The sequence below is a fragment of the Micromonospora sp. LHW51205 genome (assembly GCF_003315815.1).
Lineage (GTDB): Bacteria > Actinomycetota > Actinomycetes > Mycobacteriales > Micromonosporaceae > Micromonospora > Micromonospora chalcea.
Genome location: NZ_QMEZ01000003.1, coordinates 515,320 through 533,035, shown reverse-complemented (window position 1 = coordinate 533,035; position 17,716 = coordinate 515,320). Strand labels below are relative to the sequence as shown.

The window sequence follows — 17,716 nt, the reverse complement described above, 5'->3', positions numbered from 1 at the left end:
GTGCGCCGTCGCGTTGACACACACCGATGCCCGTTGCTCTCATTGACCGGTGTTCGCGCAGACGGCCCAGGCCCACGTTCCCGTCGCGTTCGCCGGGCCGGGCGCCGGCGTCGCGCCCCTGACCTGGGGGCAGAAGGCCATCATGCAGGACATGCGGGAGACCGGCTGGACGCACAACGTCAGCGGCGCCCACCCGGTGCCGCCGGGCGTCACGGTCGAGCAGGTGGCGGCCGAGTTCGCCGCGCTGATGGCCCGGCACCCGGCGCTGCGGATGCGGCTGGGCGAGGGCGACGGCGGTCCGTGCCAGGTCGTGTCGGCCACCGGCGAGACGGTCCTGGACGTGGTGGACGTGCCCGACGACGCCGACCCGGCCGACGTGGCCACGTTCGCCTACGACCTGGGCCACGCCCGCCTGCTGAGCCACTACGACCTCTACCGCGACTGGTCGGTGAAGATGGCGGTGATCCGGCACCGGGGCGTCCTGGTGCACCGGGTGCTCACGATCGACCACCTCGTGGTCGACGGCACCGCCACGTCGCTGCTCCTGGCCGATCTGGGCCTCGCCGGCCGCCCGGTCCGCCGGGTCGCCGACCCGCGTACCGTGCAGATCCTCGACCTGGGCCGGCGGGAGGAGACGCCGCCGCTGCGCCGGGTCAGCGACCGGGCCGTGCGGCACTGGGCGGAGCACCTGCGGGACATCCCGCCGCTGACGTTCGGCGAGCCGGCCGCCGGTGGGCGCCGGGGGCACCGGTACTGGCACGGCCGGTTCAGCTCACCGGCGGCGTACCTGGCGGTGCGGGCCATCGCGGCGCGGACCCGCACCGACACCTCGCGCGTGCTGCTGGCGGTCATCGCGGTCGCGATCGGCCGGGCCACCGGCGTCAGTCCGCTCACCGCGAAGCTCATCGTCGGCAACCGGTTCCGGCCGGGTTTCGCCGAGGCCATCGCCCCGCTGAGCCAGAACGGCGTGCTGCGCGTCGACACCGCCGACACCACTGTGGACGAGGTGGTGGCGCGTGCCCGCCGGGCCGCGGTGTCGGCCGGGAAGTACGCCTACTACGACCCGGCGCAGCTCGCGGAGGTGTCCGACCGGCTGGACACCGAACGCGGATACCCGGCCCGGATCAGCTGCCGGATCAACGACCGGCGGGTGACCACGCGGCAGGCGGCCGACGTCGGGCTGCACGACGACCCGGTGACCGCCGAGCGGATCCGCCGCCGCGCCGACGAGACGTTCCTGGTCTGGGACGGCCCGCTGGACCACCTGCCCGAGCAGGTGTTCATCACCGTCGAGGACCAGCCGGAGACGGTCTACCTCCAGGTCATCTTCGACTTCGGCTGCTTCACCGAGGAACAGGCGGAACGGTTGCTGCGCGGCGTGGAGGAGGTGGCGGTGGAGGCGGCCCTCGACCCCGCCGCCCCGACCCGGGTGATCCCGGGATCGGCGGGCGGCTGACCGGTCACAGCGCCGGTCACGCGTCCCAGGTCACCGGCAGCGACTCCAGGCTGCGCACCACCAGACCAGGCCGGAACCGCAGCTGCGACTCGTCGACCGCGAGCCGCAGCCCGGGCAGCCGGCGCAGCAGGCCGCCGAGCGCCTCCTGCAGCTCCATCCGGGCCAGCGCCGCGCCGAGGCAGTGGTGCGGGCCGGCGCCGAAAGCCAGGTGCGGGTTGTGCGCGCGGGTCAGGTCGAGCGTGTCCGCGCCCGGGAACACGGTGGCGTCCCGGTTCGCCGACGCGATCGCCGGCAGCACCGCGGCGCCGGCCGGCAGGCGTACGCCACCCAGCTCCACCTCCTCGGTCGTGACGCGGGGCAGCAGCACCCCGTTGTCGCCGAGCTGGATGAAGCGGGACAGCTCCTCGACCGCCCGGGCCACCGCGACCGGGTCGTCGCCGCGCAGCGCGGCCAGTTGCTCGGGGTGGCGGGCCAGTACGAGCAGGAACAGGTTGAGCTGGTTGGTGGTGGTCTCGTGCCCGCCGACGAAGATGCCGGCGGTGACCGAGACCAGCTCCCGCTCGGTGAGGTCGTCGTGCTCGTCCCAGACCGCGATGAGCGCGCTCATCAGGTCGTCGCCGGGCTCGCGGCGGCGCTGCTCGATCAGCTCGCGGAACGCCTCCAGCGCGGCCCGGGGCGCCTCCGGGTCGGCGTCCCAGTCGCCGACGAGCGCGTCCGACCACTGGCGTACCCGCTCCCGGTCCCGCTCGGGGATGCCGAACAGCGTGCTGATCACGGAGATCGGCAGCGGGCCGGAGACGTGCGTGATCAGGTCGGCGGGCGGACCCGCGGCCACCAGGTCGTCGATCATGGCGTCGACGAGCGCCGCGACCCTGGGGCGCAGCTCCTCCACCCGGCGGACGGTGAACGCGTGCGACACGGCCCGGCGCATCGTGGTGTGCCGGGGCGGGTCCATCCCGATCAGCGAGTCCTCGGCGAGCGAGCCCAGCTCCCGGGTCGGGCGGTTCGGGCCGGCCGCTGCGGCCCGGCTGAACCGCTGGTCGGTGAAGACGCGGCGCACGTCGGCGTGCCGGGTGGCCAGGTACGCGCACGCCCCGTCGGGCAGCTCGACCCGGGCCACCGGGCACGTCTCGCGCATCCGGGTGTAGTCCGGCGACGGGTGGTAGATCGTCGGAGCCGGCGCGAGCGGGTACGGGATGGCCGGCGGGTCCTGCGTCATCTGCGACTCCTCAGATCGGGCCGCCCCGGGCCAGGGCGGCGAGCGTCGGCACCAGGTCGGCGGGGGCGGGCATGGCGTGGACCCGGTCGCGCATCAGCGCCGCCGCGCGCCGCCACGGGCCGTCGGCGATCAGCTCGCGGACGAGGTCCCGCACCGCGGCGGCGGTGGCCTGCTCGCGGGTCAGCCAGGCGCCCGCGCCGGTGGCCGCCAGTCGTTCACCGTTGAAGTGCTGGTCGCTGACCTGCGGCAGGACGAGCTGCGGCACGCCGTACGCGAGCGCGGTCATGGTGGTGCCGGCCCCGCCCTGCTGCACCAGCGCGGCGCAGGTCGGCAGCACCAGCCGCATCGCCAGCGGCCCGTCGGCCAGGCGGACCCCGGCCGGCACCGGCCCCAGCGCCTCGCGCTGGCGCGGCTCGACCACGACGACGACCTCCACGTCCGGCCCGGCCACCGCGTGGATCACCCCGGCCAGGTCGAGCCGGTCGTCCAGGCCCGCGCCGGCCATCATGGTGCCCGCCGTGACGCACACCCGGGGCCGGTCCGCCGGGCGGCGCAGCCAGGGCGGCAGCACGGCCGGGCCGTTGTACGGCACGAACCGCACCGGGCGGCCGGGGCGGCGCATCGGCACCTGCATCGGCGGCGGCACCGGGTCGAGCGTGAGCACTCCGTCCAACGCCACCTCGGCGGTGGCGAGCCCGAACCGGGCGGCGAGCGGCCCGACCACCGACTCCGGGTCGAGGCGCAGCGTGGTCGAGGAGTCCGGCCCCCACAGGTTCAGCACGCCGGGTACGCCGAGCGCGGCGGCGGCCACCGGCGCGGCCAGGTTGAACGGCTCCCAGAGGATCAGGTCCGGCCGCCAGGACCGGCCGAAGGAGACCAGCTCGTCGAGCACGGCGTCGGCGAAGCGGACCACCCCGCCGTCGGCGGTGATAGCCGGCTCCAGGGCGTCCGCCGTGGCGGGCCCGTCGAGCGGCGCCACCGCGCCGATCCGGCCGGCGAACGCGGCGGCGAAGTCGACGTCGGCGCCCAGCGGCACGGCGGCGAGCCCGGCCGAGCTGATCGCGGCGACCATCGAGGGGTGGCTGGCCACCCGCACCTCGTGGCCGGCGGCCTGGAGCGCCCAGCCGAGCGGGACCAGGCTGTAGAAATGCGACCGCCAGCCCCACGTCGACATCAGAATTCGCAGAGCCGCAGTCAAATCCCACCAATCCGCGCGTGAAACGGCAGTCCTGGCCAACCGATGCTAGGTGATGGAAGCGGTACGCGGAAGGTCGCGGCCGACCGCAATGGATATTGACGCCGGGCTAACCGATGCTGGAGTCTTAGCCGGTGCCCGAGGTGGACCGCGATCGGCAGGCGGTGGTGCGTTGAGCGTCAATTCCGGGTTGCGTTCCTATCCGTTCGAGCCATTCACCGGCGATCTTCCGGCCGAGCTGCTGGAGATGGTCGTGACCGAGCCGGTCAGCCGGGTGCGGCTGCCCGACGGGCGGGCCGCCTGGCTGGTGCTCGGCTACGAGCAGTGCTGCACCGTGCTGGCCGACCCCCGTTTCTCCCGGCTTCCGCTCGGCGCCACCGCGACGCCGGACGGCGGCGGTCCCCGCGAGTTGAACATGGACGGTCCGCCGCACGCGGCGGTGCGCCGGGTGGCCGCGCGCGCGTTCACCGCCCGCCGCATCGAGACGTTCCGTCCCCGGGTGCAGCGGCTGGTGGACGAGCTGGTCGAGGCGATGCTCGCCGGCCCGCGCCCGGCCGACGTGGTGGCCGGGCTGGTCGCGCCGCTGCCGGTGTTCGTGGTGTGCGACGTGCTCGGCGTGCCGGCCGCCGACCGTCCCCGCTTCTACGCCTGGATCGAGGGGCTGAACTCGGTCACCGCGTACGGCTCGGCCGACGCCGCGACCGCGCAGGCCCAGCTACGGGACTACCTGGCCGGTCAGCTCGCGCGCAAGCGGGCCGAGCCCGGCGACGACCTGCTCTCGGCCTGGGTCCGCGGCACGCACGAGCTGGCCGACGCCGAGCTGGTCGAGCTGGCCATGGGGGTGCTGCTCGGCGGGCTGGAGATCAACTCGACGAGCGCCGGCCTGCTCGCGCTGTTCCGGCACCCGGAGCAGCTGGCCAAGCTGCGTGCGGCGCCGGAGAAGCTCTCCGCGGCCACCGACGAGATCCTGCGCTACACGTCGGTGAGCGCCATGTTCCGGGTGCAGGTGGTCCGGGAGGACCTGGTCCTCGGCGGCGTCGGCATGCGCGCCGGGGACTGCGTGATGGCGGTGCCGTGGGCCGGCAACCGCGACCCCCGGTTCTTCCCCGAGCCGAACGTCTTCGACATCGACCGCAGGCCCGACGCCCCGCATTTGACCTTCGGCTTCGGGCCGCACTTCTGCCTCGGTACGGCGCTGGGCCGGATGCAGGTGGAGCTGTCGCTGGGCGCGCTGCTGACCCGGATGCCGGCGCTCGCGCCGGCGGTGCCGCCGGCCGAGATCCCGTGGCGGCACGACCGGATGAACGGCGGCATCGCCTCGTTCCCGGTGACCTGGTGAGCGGCGGTCAGTAGCTCTCCACCGCGTTGACCCGGCCCGGCCAGTAGCGCTCGCCGGGCGCGGGCGCGTAGTGCTCCCAGCGCGGCGGGTTCCCGGTCGGGTGGTCGCCGAGCACGGTGATCCGCTGCCCGCGGCGCAGTCCCTCGTAGTCGTTCACCGCGTAGTGCTGGGTGACCCGGTTGTCCCAGACCGCGACGTCCCCGGTCCGCCAGCGGTAGCGGCAGGTGAACTGGGGACTCTCGGAGAAGGCGAACAGGTGCTCCAGCAGCGCGTCGCTCTCGTTGCGGGTCAGCTGCGGGATGTGCGAGGTGAACAGCCGGTTGACGTACAGCGAGCGGCGTCCGGTCTCCGGGTGCACCCGGACCACCGGGTGTTCGGCCCGGCTGGTGAACTCGGTGCCGATCCGGATGACGTGGATGGCGGTCAGCCCGTCGAGCAGGTCACGCATCGGCGCGGAGAGCGCCTCGTAGACCCGGCACTGGTTGGTCCACATGGTGTCGCCGCCGACCTCGGGCAGCTGGACCAGGTGCAGGATCGAGGCGATCGGCGGGCTCTGGTGGAACGTCATGTCGGTGTGCCAGACGTCGACCTTGCCGCCGTCGGCGGAGTCGATGACGACGATCTCCGGGTGCCCGTCCAGCCGTGGCAGATAGGGGTGCAGCTCGACCTCGCCGAAGCGGCGGCCGAACGCCACGTGCGCGGCCGGCGTCAGCCCGGTCTGGCCGGCGAGGAAGACCACCTGGTGCTTGAGCAGCAGGTCGTGGATCAGCGCGAAGCCCTCGTCGGTGAGCGTGTTGAGGTCGATGCCGTGAACCTCGGCGCCCAGCGCGCCGGAGACGAGCCGGACCTCGGCCGCGATGGATGTGGTCATCGATGATCCCTCCGGTCTGCGCGCCACGGCTGGTCCGCGAATTGTTCCACGTCCGTGAATGTCCTCACCAGCCGTCGTCGTTGACTCACCCGGCGTACGCCTGGAACCATTCGGTGCCGGCGGGGGCGGCGAGGCCGGCCCGCGACGTGGAGGAGGCGCGGGTGGCGATCGATGCCCCGATCGAGGGTGACGCGGCGGAGCGGCTCGACCGGCTCACCGACCTGGCCACCCCGTTCGCGGTCCGTACGGCGGTGACCCTGCGCGTGCCGGACCTGATCGCCGACGGTGTCACCGGCCTGGCCGAGCTGGCGGGCGCCGCCGGGGCCGACGCCGCCGCGCTGGGCCGCCTGCTGCGCTACCTCGCGCACCGGGGCGTGTTCGTCGAGGTGTCGCCGGACGTCTTCGGCCTGACCGACGTCGGCGAGCTGCTCTGCGACCGCGAGGGCGGTGGCCTCGGCGCCTATCTGGACCTCGGCGGCCTCGGCGCGCGGATGGACCTGGCCTGGGCCGGTCTGCCGCACGCGATCCGCACCGGCGGGCCCGGCTACCGCGAGGTGCACGGGCGGGACTTCTGGGCCGACCTGGACGCGCACCCGGACCACCGGGCCTACTTCGACGCGCTGATGCTCAGTCAGCAGCGGTTCACCGCGCCGGAGGTCGCGGCGCTCTATCCCTGGCGCGAGGCGGGCCACGTGGTCGACGTGGCCGGGGGCGCGGGCGGGCTGCTGCGGGAGGTGCTGGGCGCCCATCCGCACCTGCGGGGCACGCTCGTCGACCGCCCCGAGCCGGTGGCCACCGCCGCCGCGACGTTCGCCGAGTGCGGTCTCGCCGACCGGGTCGAGACCGTGGTCGGGGACTTCTTCGCCCCGCTGCCGCCCGGCGCCGACGTGTACGTGGTCTCGCGCGCGCTCACCGACTGGAGCGACGCCCACGCCACGGCGATCCTGTGGCGCTGCGCCGAGGCGGCCGGAGCGGCCGGCCGGGTGCTCGTCATCGAGGTGCTGCCGACGGTGCCGCACGTGCCGCACCTGTCCGCGTACGACCTGCGGATGCTGGTGCTCGTCGGCGGCCGGGAACGCGGGTTGCCCGAGTTCGCCGCGCTGGCCGCCGCCGCGGGCCTGTCGCCCCGGCGCACGTACCACGGCGCCGACGGGCTCACGCTCATGGAGTTCGCCGCCGGCGCCTGAGGGCGCGTCGCACCTGTCCGGTGCCGTCCCGTGCGCCCGATCATTGACGTATATGCATCGACATGGCGGCCCTGGGTGGAAGGGCGGTTTTCTCTGGGCATCGGTCAATGTGCTGAGAAATGCGGTCACGACATTTGCCGCCACCCATATCTGCTCGCATTTATCAATGGTTGTTCGCGGGGAGGGCGGCCGGTAACGTCTCGCGTGGCGACTAGCCGATCCCTCGCGAAAGGGTCGACGCGTCATGACGGTTGCTGGCTCCACGCGATATCCGCCCTTCATCGACGACCTCGCCCGCAGCGAATCGGGACGGCTGCTGCGCGCCGAACTCGGACGGCGGTGGCCCGAGACACCCGACCAGCTCGACGCGATAGTGCGCTACGCGCTGCTGCCGGCGGGCAAGATGCTGCGCCCGATGATGACGCTGCACGCGGCCGAGGCGGTCGGCGGATCTCCCCGCGACGCGCTCGCCGCCGCGCTCGCCACCGAGTACCTGCACGTCGCGACGCTCGTGCACGACGACATCATCGACGCCGACACGCTGCGCCGCGGCCGCCCCGCGGTCCCGGTGGCGTACGGCATCCCCGGCGCCATCGTGGCCGGCGACCACCTGATCTTCCACGCCTTCCGGGCCGTCGTGGAGGGCGGTCCGGACACCCCCGCCGGCCCCGTCGTCGCCGCGGTCGCCGCGCTGGCCGAGGCGGGACAGGACCTGTGCCGGGGGCAGGCGCTGGAGGCGCGGCTCGTCGGCGACCTGGACGCGGGCGCCCGCTGGTATCCGGAGATGATCCGGCTCAAGACCGGCGCGCTGTTCCGCGCCGTGTGCGAGATCGGCGCGCTGCTCGGCGGCGCGGACCAGCCGGTTGCCGCCGCGCTCGCCCGGTACGGCGAGCACCTCGGGATGGCCTTCCAGATCCGCGACGACCTGCTGTCCTATCTGGCCACCCCGGAACAGACCGGCAAACCGGCGTCCAGCGACCTCAACAACGGCCGCCCCACCCTGCCGCTGCTGCTGGCGTACGACGCGGTCACCGACGCGACCCGGGTGGAGCTGCTGGCGGTGCTGCACCGGCGCGGCGCCGGTCCCGGCGACGTCGAGTGGGTCGCCGCGCTGCTGCGCGACGTCGGCGCGGTCGACGGCGCCCGCCAGCGGATGGTGGGGCACGCCGAGCGGGCCCGCGCCGAGCTGGCCGTGCTCACCCCGTCCGCGGGCGCGGACGTGCTCACCGGCATCGCGGCCTGGATGACGAGCGGGACGGCGTGAGCACGGCCGCCGCCGTGCGGGCACTGCGGGCCCACGTCGAGACCTGGCGGCCCTACACCCTCTGGTACGTGGGGCTGGTCGGCCTGGCCGGCGCCGCCGTGGCCGGCGGCCCGCACCATCCGTGGGTGCTGCTGTCGGCCTGGGCCGCGCCGACCGCCGGCTGGCTCGGCGGTCACTATCTCGGCGACTACTTCGACAGGCACCTGGACGCCGGCAGCAAACCGCACCGGCCGATCCCCTCCCGGCGCCTCGGCGCGGGCACCGCGCTCTGGTGCGGCTGGGCCTGTTTCACGCTGCTCGGCGTCCTGGCCGTGCTGGGCGGGTGGGGCACCACCGTGGCGGCGCTGCTGGCCGGGTGCGGCATCGTCGCGTACAGCAGGTGGTTCAAGGCCCGCGGCATCGCCGGAAACCTGGTCCGGGGCGCGCTCGGCGCGGTCGCGCTCGTCTACGGCGCGCTCGCCGCCGGCCTCGCCCCGGACCGCGCCTCGGCGACGCCGGTGCTGCTCGCGCTCGTCGTCGCGTTCTGGTCGCACGACGCGATGTCCAACCTGGTCGGCGCGTTGCGCGACATCGACGGCGACCGCGCGGGCGGTTACCGGACGCTGCCGGTGGGGCGGGGCGTGCCGTTCGCGGTGCGGACCGTGCTGGCGCTCTACGCCGTCGCGATCGCCGCCGCCGTGGCCGCCGGGCTGCTCGCCGGCCGGGACGCGCGGACCGCGTACCTGATCACCGTGCTCGTGGTCCTGCTGACCGGCGTGGTGGCACTGGCCCCGCTGGTGCGCCGGCGCGGCGGCATGCCGGTCGTGGTGGCGCTGCGCGCGCACTCGGTCCTGGTGGTGGAGCGGGTCGCGCTGGCCTCCGCGGCGGTCGGGCTGGGCCTCGGCGTCGCCGTGCAGCTCGCGCTCGCGCTGCCGATGGTCGCGCTGACCTGGGTCGCGCAGCGCGCCATGCGTGCCCGGCACGAACTCGGTCCGCCGGTCGCGGGCCTGACCCTCGCCACCCGCAGTCGAGTACCGGTGGAGGACGCGCCATGACCACTGTGACCACCGAGGCCGTCGGGAAGGCCGTCACCGCCGGCGCGGAGGCGCTCCTGCGCCGGCGCCGCCCCGACGGCGCGTTCGGCGACGACCCGCCCGCCTCGGTGCTGGGTACCGCGGGCGCGGTGGCCGCGCTGCACGCCGCCGACCCGTCCGGCTGCGCGGACCTGGTCGGCGCCGGAACCGCGTGGCTGCGCCGGCAGCAGCACGACGACGGCGGCTGGGGCGGCGTGGTGGGCGCCGGCACCGAGGTCGTGCCCACCGCCGTCGCGATCGCGGCGCTGGCCCTGACCGCGCCGGCCGACAGCGCCGGGGCGATCGCGGCGGGCCGGACCCGGCTGGCCGCGCTGGGCGGCGTCGACACCGTCACCGACCCGGCCATCTCCTTGCTCTGCCGCCAGTTGCTCACCATGGCCGGGATGACCGCCGAGGCGGGCCCGCTGCGCCGGCTGCCACTGGAGATCGTCCTGTTCGACCGGGTACGCCGGCAGCGCCTGTCGTTCCGTACCGCGCCGTTCATCGGGCTCGCCCTGATGCAGGCCGACCTGCTGCCCACCGGCCGCCTGCGCCGGGCCACGCTGGGCCGGGCCCGGCCGGTGGCGCTGCGGCTGCTGCGGTCCATCCACGACCACGAGGGCGGCACCGGCGCGCTCAGCGAGGACCCGTGGCCGGCCGCGCTGGTGCTGCTCGGCCTGGCCCGCAGCGGCGAGGCGCCGGACATCGCCCGCGCCGTCGTCGGCTGGCTGCGCCGGGCGGTACGCCCCGACGGCGCCTGGGACGCGGTCACCAACCTGGACCTGACCCGGACCGGGTACGCGGCGACCGGGCTGATCGCGGCCGGCTACGCCGACGACCCCCGGTTGCGCGCCACCCGGGAGTTCCTCCACGCCGGCCGCAAACCGGAGGCGTTCGAGGTGCTGGACGTGCCGCCGGGCGGATGGAGCTACTCGAACGCGCGCGGCTGGCCGGTGACGCTGGAGTCCGCCGAGATCCTCTCCGCGCTGGCCGGCTTTCCCGGCGCCGGCGCCGACCCGGTCCTGCGCGACGGACTGGCGTGGCTGGTCGGCCGCCAGGACAGCCGCGGCTCGTGGAGCCTGTGGGTCCGTGACACCCGGCTCGCCAACGACGGTCCGTGCCCGGCCATCACCAGCCAGGCGATCCTCGCGCTGCACGACGCCGGCCACCCGGACGACAATCCGGCGATCGCCCGGGCGGCGACCTGGCTGCTGACCCGGGCCGCGCCCGACGGCACGTTCGAGAACCTCTGGTACCGCGACCACACCTCCGGCACCGCCGTCGTGGTCGCCGCGCTGTCCCGGGTCGGGCACGCCCGGCACGAGGTGGTGCGCCGGGCGGCCCGGTGGCTGCGCGACACCCAGTTGCCCGACGGCTCGTGGGGGCCGGGCGACGGCACGGCGGGCTCGGTCGAGGAGACGTCCTGGGCCGTCCAGGGCCTGCTCGCCACCGGCGACCCGGACGCCACCGGGGCGGTGGACCGGGGCGTGGCCCGGCTGGTCGCCGCCGCCGGGCCGGACGGGAGCTGGCCGGCGGCCCGGGTGTGCAACTACATCCGCCACCACATGCGCTATCCCAACGCCGTGATCACCCAGGCGCTCGCGCTGCGGGCGCTCGGCGAGTACCGCCGGGCCGCCGCCGCGCGGCCGGACGTGGCGCCGCCGGCGGTGACCCGATGACCCCCGACGTGGTGGTGGCCGGCGCGGGCGCCGGCGGCCTGGCCTGCGCCCGCGCGCTCGGCGCGCTCGGCCTGCGGGTGCTGGTGCTGGACCGGCAGCGCACCCCGGCGTCGATCGCCAAGGGCGAGATCCTGCAGCCCGAGACGGTACGCATCCTCGACTCCTGGGGCCTGCTGGACGCCCTGCGGGCCACCGGCGCGCGCCCGGTCGGGCGGCTGGCCATCCGCGACCCGGCCGGCGAGCCGTTGCTCTGCCTGGACTACGCGGGGCTGCCCGGCGCGTACCGGCAGATCCTCTGCGCCGACTACGGCGACCTGCGCCGCGTGCTCACCGACCGGCTGCCGCCCGCAGCGCGCATCCGGTGGGGAGCGCGGGTCACCGGCGTCCTGCGCGACAGCGACGGGCGCATCGGCGGCGTCCGGTTCGTCGCCGACGGCGCCGAACAGGAGATCCACGCGCCGCTGGTGGTCGCCGCCGACGGCATGTCGTCGCCGCTGCGCCGCGGCGCCGGGATCGCGGTGCGGCGCCAGGAGTACCCGCACGGCCTGGTCGCCTTCGACGTGGCCGGCGCCGACGTGGCCGAGGAGGTGTCCGCCTACCGCACCGCCCGGGGACTCTGCCTGGTCTACCCGCTGCCGGGCGGGCGGTGCCGCCTGTACGCGCAGGTGACGCCGGACGAGTTCCGGGGGCGCGTCGACCTGGGCGCGTGGTGCGACCGGCTGCTCGCCGACGTGCCGGCGATCCGGCCGCTGGGCGCGGCGCTGCGCGCGAGCCTGGACCGGCGCCAACTGCTCGCGGTCTACCGGCTGCGCAGCGCGCGCCTGGCCGTGCCGGGGCTCGCGCTCGCCGGCGAGGCCGCCCACGCGGTGCACCCGATGGCGGCGCAGGGCGTCAACAGCTCCCTCGGTGACGCCGAGACGCTCGCCGCCTGCCTGGCGGCCGAGGGCGGCGCGCCGGAACCGGCGGCGGTGGACCGGGCGCTGCTCGCCTTCGAGGCGGCGCGGCGGCCCCGCCTGGACCACGTCGCGACGGTCAGCCACAACGCCTCCCGCATGATCACCGCGGTGTCCGGGCTGCCGAAGCTGCTCGGCGCGCGGATGATGCGCCGCACCGCCGCCAACCCCCGCCTGCTCGGGCTGACCGCCGGCAACCTCTCCGGCACCGACGTCCGGCCGCTGTCCGCGGTCGACCGGATGTACCAGCTCGGGCTCCTGGCCGACCGGCGAGCGCACACCCCGCCGGTCCCGTCGGAAAGTGAGCGACCATGACGCCTGGCACCGCCGTCGGGACGCACCCGCCGGCCGACCTGTCCATGAACGAGACGCCCTACCCGCCGCTGCCGGGGGTGCGGCGGGTGGTCGCCGACGCCGCCGCGACGCTGCAGCGCTACCCGGACCGCACGTCGGCGGCGCTCGTGGCCGCGCTGTCCCGGCGGCTCGGCGTCGGACCGGAGGCGATCCTCGTCGGCCCCGGCTCGGCCGGACTGTGCCAGCACCTCGTGCAGTCCCTCGGGCCCCGGCCGGACGTCGTCCACCCGGCCCTGTCGTTCGAGGGCTACCCGCTGATCATCGGCAACGCCGGGGCCCGCGCCGTGCCGGTGCCGATGGACGGGTACGGCCACGACCTGCCCGCGATGGCGGACGCGGTGACCGAGCGGACCCGCTGCGTGCTGCTGTGCAACCCGAACAACCCGACCGGGGCGGCGCTGCGCCGCGACGACGTCGAGGCGTTCCTGGACCGGATCCCGGCCGACGTGCCGGTCATCGTGGACGAGGCGTACCGCGAGTTCGTCACCGACCCCCGCTCGCCGGACGGAATGGACCTGTACCGGGCGTACGGCAACGTCTGCGTGCTGCGCACGTTCTCCAAGGCGTACGGGCTGGCCGCGCTGCGCGTCGGGTACGCCGTCGTGCCGCCCCGGCTCACCCGGGCCGCCGCGCTCACCGGGGCGGTGTTCTTCCCCTCCGCGCTCGCCCAGGCGGCGGCGGTGGCGAGCCTGACGCCGGAGGTGGATGCGGAGCTGACCCGGCGGTGCACGGAGCTGGTGGCGGAGCGTACCCGCCTGGTCGGCGCGCTGCGCGGCCTCGGGCTCACCGTGGCGCCCAGCGAGGCCAACTTCGTGTGGCTACCGCTGGGAGAGCGGGCCGTGCCGTTCGCCGACCGGGCCCGGGAGGCCGGCATCCTGGTCATGGCGCTACCCGGCGCCGGGGTCCGGATCACCGTCGGTTCCCCGGAGGCGAACGAGCGGCTGCTCGCGTTCGTCCGCGCGGCGCTCGCCGACGGGCTCTGACCGGCCGGCCGGCGCCAGCGCGACCACGCTCAGGTAGTTCAGGCCGGGCTCGTAGTCGGCCACCACCACCGGCCGGGGCCGCGCCGCGGCCCCGGCGAGACGGTCCAGCAGCGCCCACCAGACCCCGGTGGACGGCTGCCTGCGCGGCCCGGTCGTCACCGCGGCGCCGCCGTGGCCGGGCCACACGGCGGCCAGGTCCGCGCCGAGCACGACCGCGACATCGGTACGTCCGGCCGTCAGCTCGCCCACCTCGGCCGCCGCGAGCGCGGCCACGTCGCCGGCGTCGACGTCCACGTGCTGGCGCAGCGCGGTCACCCGTGCGCCGCCGCCGAGCCCGATCAGCTCGGGACCGCCGGCCGCACCATCGCTGTCGCCGCCGGTCGCGCCGTCGTCGGCGAGCGCGTCGTAGAGCATGGCCACGGCCCGGTGGCGCGCCGGTACGGGCACCGCCGCGTCGTACGGCAGCACCGCCTGCTCGACGGTGAGCAGCAGGGCGCGGCGGCACCCGTACGCGCGGGCGATCCGCAGCCCGGTGAACGCCGCCGCCGAACCCTGGTCGCAGAGCGCGAACGACATCGGCGTGCCCGGGCAGACGTGACTGAGGTACGCCGCGGTGGCCCGCCCGGGCAGCATGTCGTGCACGGCGAACGCCAGCACGAGCAGGTCCACCGGCTCCTCCGGCGGCACGACGGCGGGGATCAGCTCGGCGGCCATCTCCCCGTACGACTGGCCCAGCGCCGCCGCGGGCGCGTCGAACAGGCCGGCGGGCACACGCAGCCCGTACGGCCGGGTCAGGTCGGCCAGGTAGCCGGCGGCGCGCTCGCGCAGCACGGGGTCGCCGAGCAGCGCGGCCGGACCGGTGAACGTGCGCCGCGCGGCCCGCAGCAGGCGGAGTCCGGTCTCCATGGTGGCCTCCGCCGCTCAGTGCTCGAAGACCATGGCGGCGAACGTCGCGCCGTCCCCGGCGCCCACCGCCGCGACCAGATAGCGGTCACCGGGCCGGAGCAGGTCGCGCTGCCGGGCGGTGCGGTAGTTGACGAACGCGTCGGCGCAGAACACGTGCCCGGTCTCGGTGACGTTGTCCAGCAGCACCCGGTCCAGCGGCAGCCCGATCAGCCGGCACAGCCGCTTCCAGGTCATCAGGTTCACGTTGTGCGGCAGCACCAGCCGCAGCTCGGACAGCGTCGTGCCGGACTGCTCCAGCGCCCGGCCGATCACCTCGGCCAGCGCCGGCCGGTACGCCCGCTGGAACCGCGCCGGGGACTCGCCGCCGGCCACGTCGAACTCGCCCCGCTGGTGGCAGGCGTACGCGAGCAGCCGGTCCCGGCCGCCACCGGCGCTGAGCAGGCAGGCCGAGGCGCCCTCGCTGAACACCGACGTCTCCGGGATGAACTGGGCGTCACGGGTGAACGCCTTCTCGCCGGTCAGCACCAGCGCCAGCGGCGGGCCGTCCGGCGTGTCCGGTTCGGACGCGAGCAGCCGCCCGGCCACGTCGATCGCGGCGAGCGCGCTGGCGCAGGACTGCTGGGTGAGCGTGAACGCGAGCGCGTGGCCCAGCCCGAGCGCGCGGCACACCTCGTGCAGCGGGTTGACCGGGTAGGGGGTGACCACCGGGAAGGCCCGCCCGTACACCACGAACCGCACCCGCCGCCGCAGCGTGTGCAGCGCGGTGAGGCCGTGCGCGGCGCGCAGCAGCAGGTCGGTCAGGGACAGCCCGGGGTCGCGGCGGACCTCGGTCAGGCCGTGGAAGCGGCGGAACAGGCGCACCTGCATGTCGCTCAGGCCCAGTGGCGCGGCCAGGCTCTCGACCGGCACCCGGCGCTGCGGCAGGAACACCGAGACGGCCTCGATGGCCGTCATGCGCGAACCGTCACGACACGGATCAGATCAGTGACGCCGATGGATGTCAACGCGCGTGCGATCATATCGACGTGGCTCGCTTCCTGTTCGTCGTCCTGCCGGTGGAGTCCCATCTGAACGCGCCGGTCGCCATCGCCCAGGAACTGGAGGCGGCCGGGCACGAGGTGGCCTGGGTCGGGCCGCGCAGCGACCTGCGCCCGCTGGTCGGCCCGGACGCCACGCTGTTCCCCACCGGCAAGCGCTACTACCGCCCCGACGACGCGGCCGGGATGGCCTCGGTGCGCAGCCTCTGGGAGGGGCACGTGCTGCCCGCGAACCGGTTCATCCGCGACGCCGCCGACGCCGCCGTCGAGCGGTACCGGCCGGACGTGGTGGTGGCCGACCAGTACGCGCTGGCCGGCGCGCTCGCCGCGCACCGCCGCGGGCTGCCGTGGGCGACGTTCTGCGTCGGCATGCTGGAGCTGACACCGCCGACCGAGGAGATGCCCGAGTTCACCGGCTGGGTGGACGCCCAGGTCCGCCGCGTGTGGGCGATGACCGACCTGCCCGTGGACGAGACGATCGACCTGCGCTTCTCGCCGTACCTCGTGATCGGCCTGACCACGACGGCGCTCACCGGCCCGGCGCCGCTGCCGCCGGGCTGCGTGCTCACCGGGCCGGCGCTGGGACGGCGGCCGAACGCGCCCGCGTTCGCCTGGGAGGCGTGGGATCCCGGCCGCCGGCACGTGCTGGTCACGGTCGGCACGATGGCCGAGCACCTCGCCGCCGACTTCTACCGGCGGATGACGGCGGCGACCGCGCCGCTCGCCGAGCGGGTCCAGGTGATCCTCACCGCCGGCGCCGGACTGGTGCCCGACCCGCCGCCGCACGTGCTCGTCGCGCCCCGGGTGCCGGTGCTCGCGCTGATGCCCCGGCTCGACGCCCTCGTGTCGCACGGCGGGCTGGGCACCGTGTCCGAGGCGCTGGCCCACGGTGTGCCGGTGGTGGTCGCGCCGATCCGGCACGACCATCCGGCGGTGGCGCGGCAGGTGCGCCGGGCCGGCGCCGGACTGGAGGTCTCCTTCGGCTCCGCGACCCCGGCGGAGCTGACCGCCGCGCTGAGCGCGGTGCTCGACGAACCCGCGTACCGGGCGGGAGCGCGCCGGGTGGGGGAGTCGTTCGCGGCGGCCGGCGGCGCCCGCGCGGCGGCGGCACGTCTCGCCGTGTTGGCACGCACGGCTCCCGACACTGACGCATCGACCGTTGTCCAACCGTCGGGGCCGAACTAGCCTGACCTGACGCACCCGCGCCGGCGTCGCGCCGCACGAGGAGGCTCGATGATCGAGGCCACCGGCCTACGCAAGTCCTTCCGGGTCGGACGTGGCCGCGGCGCCACCACTGTCGAGGCGGTACGCGGCGTCGACTTCGCGGTCCGGCGCGGCGAGATCGTCGGATTCCTCGGCCCGAACGGCGCGGGCAAGTCCACCACGCTGCGGATGCTCGCCACGCTGATCCGGCCCAGCGGGGGAGCGGCCACCATCGCCGGGGTCGACCTGCTGCGCGCGCCCGCGCAGGTGCGGCGGCGGATCGGCTTCGTGGCGCAGGCCAGCGGCACCTACGACGACTCGACCGCCCGGCGGGACCTGGTGCTCCAGGCCCGGATGCACGGGCTGTCCAAGTCGGTGGCGCAGGAGCTGGCCGCCGGGGCGATCCGCGCGTTCCAGCTCGACGACTTCGCCGACCGCAAGATCAAGACGTACTCGGGCGGGCAGCGCCGCCGCCTCGACGTCGCGCTCGGCGTCATCCACTCGCCGCAGGTGATGTTCCTGGACGAGCCGACGGCGGGGCTCGACCCGCCCAGCCGGGTCCGGATGTGGCAGGAGGTACGGCGGCTGCGCGAGGAGGGCATGACCATCTTCCTCACCACGCACTACCTGGACGAGGCCGACAGCCTCTGCGACCGCGTCTCGATCATCGACGCCGGGCGGATCGTGGCCGAGGGCACCCCGTCGGCGCTCAAGCGCGAGATCTCCGGCGACGTGGTCGCCGTCGACTTCGCCGCCGCCGACGTCGCGGACGAGACCGGCGGCGACCTGCCGGCCGCGGCGAAGCTGCTGGCCGAGGCGCCGTACGTGCACGCGGCCGAGCCGGTCGACGGCACGCTGCGGCTCTACGTCGACAGCGCCGCCACGGCCATCCCGCAGGTCATGCGGGCGCTCTACGACCGGGGCATCGAGCCCGGCGCGATCGAGGCCCGCCGGCCCAGCCTCGACGACGTGTTCCTGGCCAAGACCGGCCGGTCGCTCGCCGAGTGACCGGACGCCG

Annotated in this window: 15 protein-coding genes; 10 read left to right on the top strand and 5 right to left on the bottom strand. The window is 75.5% G+C overall.

Going from position 1 to position 17,716, the window contains the following annotated elements; all coding sequences use genetic code 11:
- Positions 1-49 precede the first annotated feature (49 nt).
- Complete coding sequence (locus DQE82_RS14660) at positions 50-1,456, top strand: condensation domain-containing protein (RefSeq protein ID WP_069088419.1); 1,407 nt, start codon at positions 50-52, stop codon at positions 1,454-1,456.
- 16 nt (positions 1,457-1,472) lie between these two features.
- Here DQE82_RS14660 and DQE82_RS14655 read toward each other — a convergent pair whose 3' ends face one another.
- Positions 1,473-2,675, bottom strand: a complete 1,203-nt coding sequence (locus DQE82_RS14655; protein ID WP_043323260.1) for a cytochrome P450 — start codon at positions 2,673-2,675, stop codon at positions 1,473-1,475.
- A 10-nt stretch (positions 2,676-2,685) separates the two neighbouring features.
- Positions 2,686-3,849 (bottom strand): nucleotide disphospho-sugar-binding domain-containing protein, encoded by a 1,164-nt coding sequence (locus DQE82_RS14650; protein ID WP_113972975.1) that lies wholly within the window; start codon positions 3,847-3,849, stop codon positions 2,686-2,688.
- Between the two features lie 193 nt (positions 3,850-4,042).
- Between DQE82_RS14650 and DQE82_RS14645 the strand changes: the two genes are divergently transcribed.
- A complete protein-coding gene (locus DQE82_RS14645) occupies positions 4,043-5,209 on the top strand; it encodes a cytochrome P450 (RefSeq protein ID WP_064445596.1) in 1,167 nt (388 codons plus the stop codon).
- Between the two features lie 7 nt (positions 5,210-5,216).
- Here DQE82_RS14645 and DQE82_RS14640 read toward each other — a convergent pair whose 3' ends face one another.
- Positions 5,217-6,080 (bottom strand): TauD/TfdA family dioxygenase, encoded by an 864-nt coding sequence (locus DQE82_RS14640; RefSeq protein ID WP_113972974.1) that lies wholly within the window; start codon positions 6,078-6,080, stop codon positions 5,217-5,219.
- 161 nt (positions 6,081-6,241) lie between these two features.
- Between DQE82_RS14640 and DQE82_RS14635 the strand changes: the two genes are divergently transcribed.
- The 6 genes from DQE82_RS14635 (at position 6,242) to DQE82_RS14610 (ending at position 13,552) form a co-directional block, all read left to right on the top strand.
- Positions 6,242-7,267 carry a methyltransferase gene (locus DQE82_RS14635; RefSeq protein WP_113973105.1) on the top strand — a complete coding sequence of 342 codons (1,026 nt, stop codon included), beginning with the start codon at positions 6,242-6,244 and terminating at the stop codon, positions 7,265-7,267.
- A 244-nt stretch (positions 7,268-7,511) separates the two neighbouring features.
- Positions 7,512-8,531 carry a polyprenyl synthetase family protein gene (locus tag DQE82_RS14630; protein WP_069088422.1) on the top strand — a complete coding sequence of 340 codons (1,020 nt, stop codon included), beginning with the start codon at positions 7,512-7,514 and terminating at the stop codon, positions 8,529-8,531.
- The gene (locus DQE82_RS14625) at positions 8,528-9,565 is read left to right on the top strand and encodes a UbiA family prenyltransferase (protein ID WP_113972973.1); all 1,038 of its coding nucleotides are present in this window, start codon (positions 8,528-8,530) and stop codon (positions 9,563-9,565) included. The genes DQE82_RS14630 and DQE82_RS14625 overlap by 4 nt, the downstream gene beginning before the upstream one ends.
- On the top strand, positions 9,562-11,262 hold the full coding sequence (locus DQE82_RS14620; RefSeq protein WP_113972972.1) for a prenyltransferase/squalene oxidase repeat-containing protein: 1,701 nt from the start codon (positions 9,562-9,564) through the stop codon (positions 11,260-11,262). The genes DQE82_RS14625 and DQE82_RS14620 overlap by 4 nt, the downstream gene beginning before the upstream one ends.
- Complete coding sequence (locus tag DQE82_RS14615) at positions 11,259-12,530, top strand: NAD(P)/FAD-dependent oxidoreductase (protein WP_113972971.1); 1,272 nt, start codon at positions 11,259-11,261, stop codon at positions 12,528-12,530. Before DQE82_RS14620 ends, DQE82_RS14615 begins: the two co-directional genes overlap by 4 nt.
- The gene (locus tag DQE82_RS14610) at positions 12,527-13,552 is read left to right on the top strand and encodes a histidinol-phosphate transaminase (RefSeq protein ID WP_113972970.1); all 1,026 of its coding nucleotides are present in this window, start codon (positions 12,527-12,529) and stop codon (positions 13,550-13,552) included. Before DQE82_RS14615 ends, DQE82_RS14610 begins: the two co-directional genes overlap by 4 nt.
- On the opposite strand, the gene DQE82_RS14605 is transcribed toward DQE82_RS14610, so the two are convergent.
- Both DQE82_RS14605 and DQE82_RS14600 read right to left on the bottom strand, forming a co-directional pair.
- Entirely contained in the window at positions 13,457-14,458 is a 1,002-nt protein-coding gene (locus DQE82_RS14605; protein WP_113972969.1) for a 2-hydroxy-acid oxidase, read from the bottom strand. The two genes, DQE82_RS14610 and DQE82_RS14605, sit on opposite strands and share 96 nt — an antisense overlap.
- A gap of 15 nt (positions 14,459-14,473) precedes the next feature.
- Complete coding sequence (locus DQE82_RS14600; protein ID WP_113972968.1) at positions 14,474-15,412, bottom strand: 3-oxoacyl-[acyl-carrier-protein] synthase III C-terminal domain-containing protein; 939 nt, start codon at positions 15,410-15,412, stop codon at positions 14,474-14,476.
- A 71-nt stretch (positions 15,413-15,483) separates the two neighbouring features.
- Here DQE82_RS14600 and DQE82_RS14595 point away from each other — a divergent pair, with 71 nt between their 5' ends.
- Together DQE82_RS14595 and DQE82_RS14590 are read left to right on the top strand one after the other, a co-directional pair.
- On the top strand, positions 15,484-16,680 hold the full coding sequence (locus DQE82_RS14595; protein ID WP_113972967.1) for a glycosyltransferase: 1,197 nt from the start codon (positions 15,484-15,486) through the stop codon (positions 16,678-16,680).
- 48 nt (positions 16,681-16,728) lie between these two features.
- Positions 16,729-17,706 (top strand): ATP-binding cassette domain-containing protein, encoded by a 978-nt coding sequence (locus DQE82_RS14590; RefSeq protein ID WP_113972966.1) that lies wholly within the window; start codon positions 16,729-16,731, stop codon positions 17,704-17,706.
- Positions 17,707-17,716: the final 10 nt, after the last annotated feature.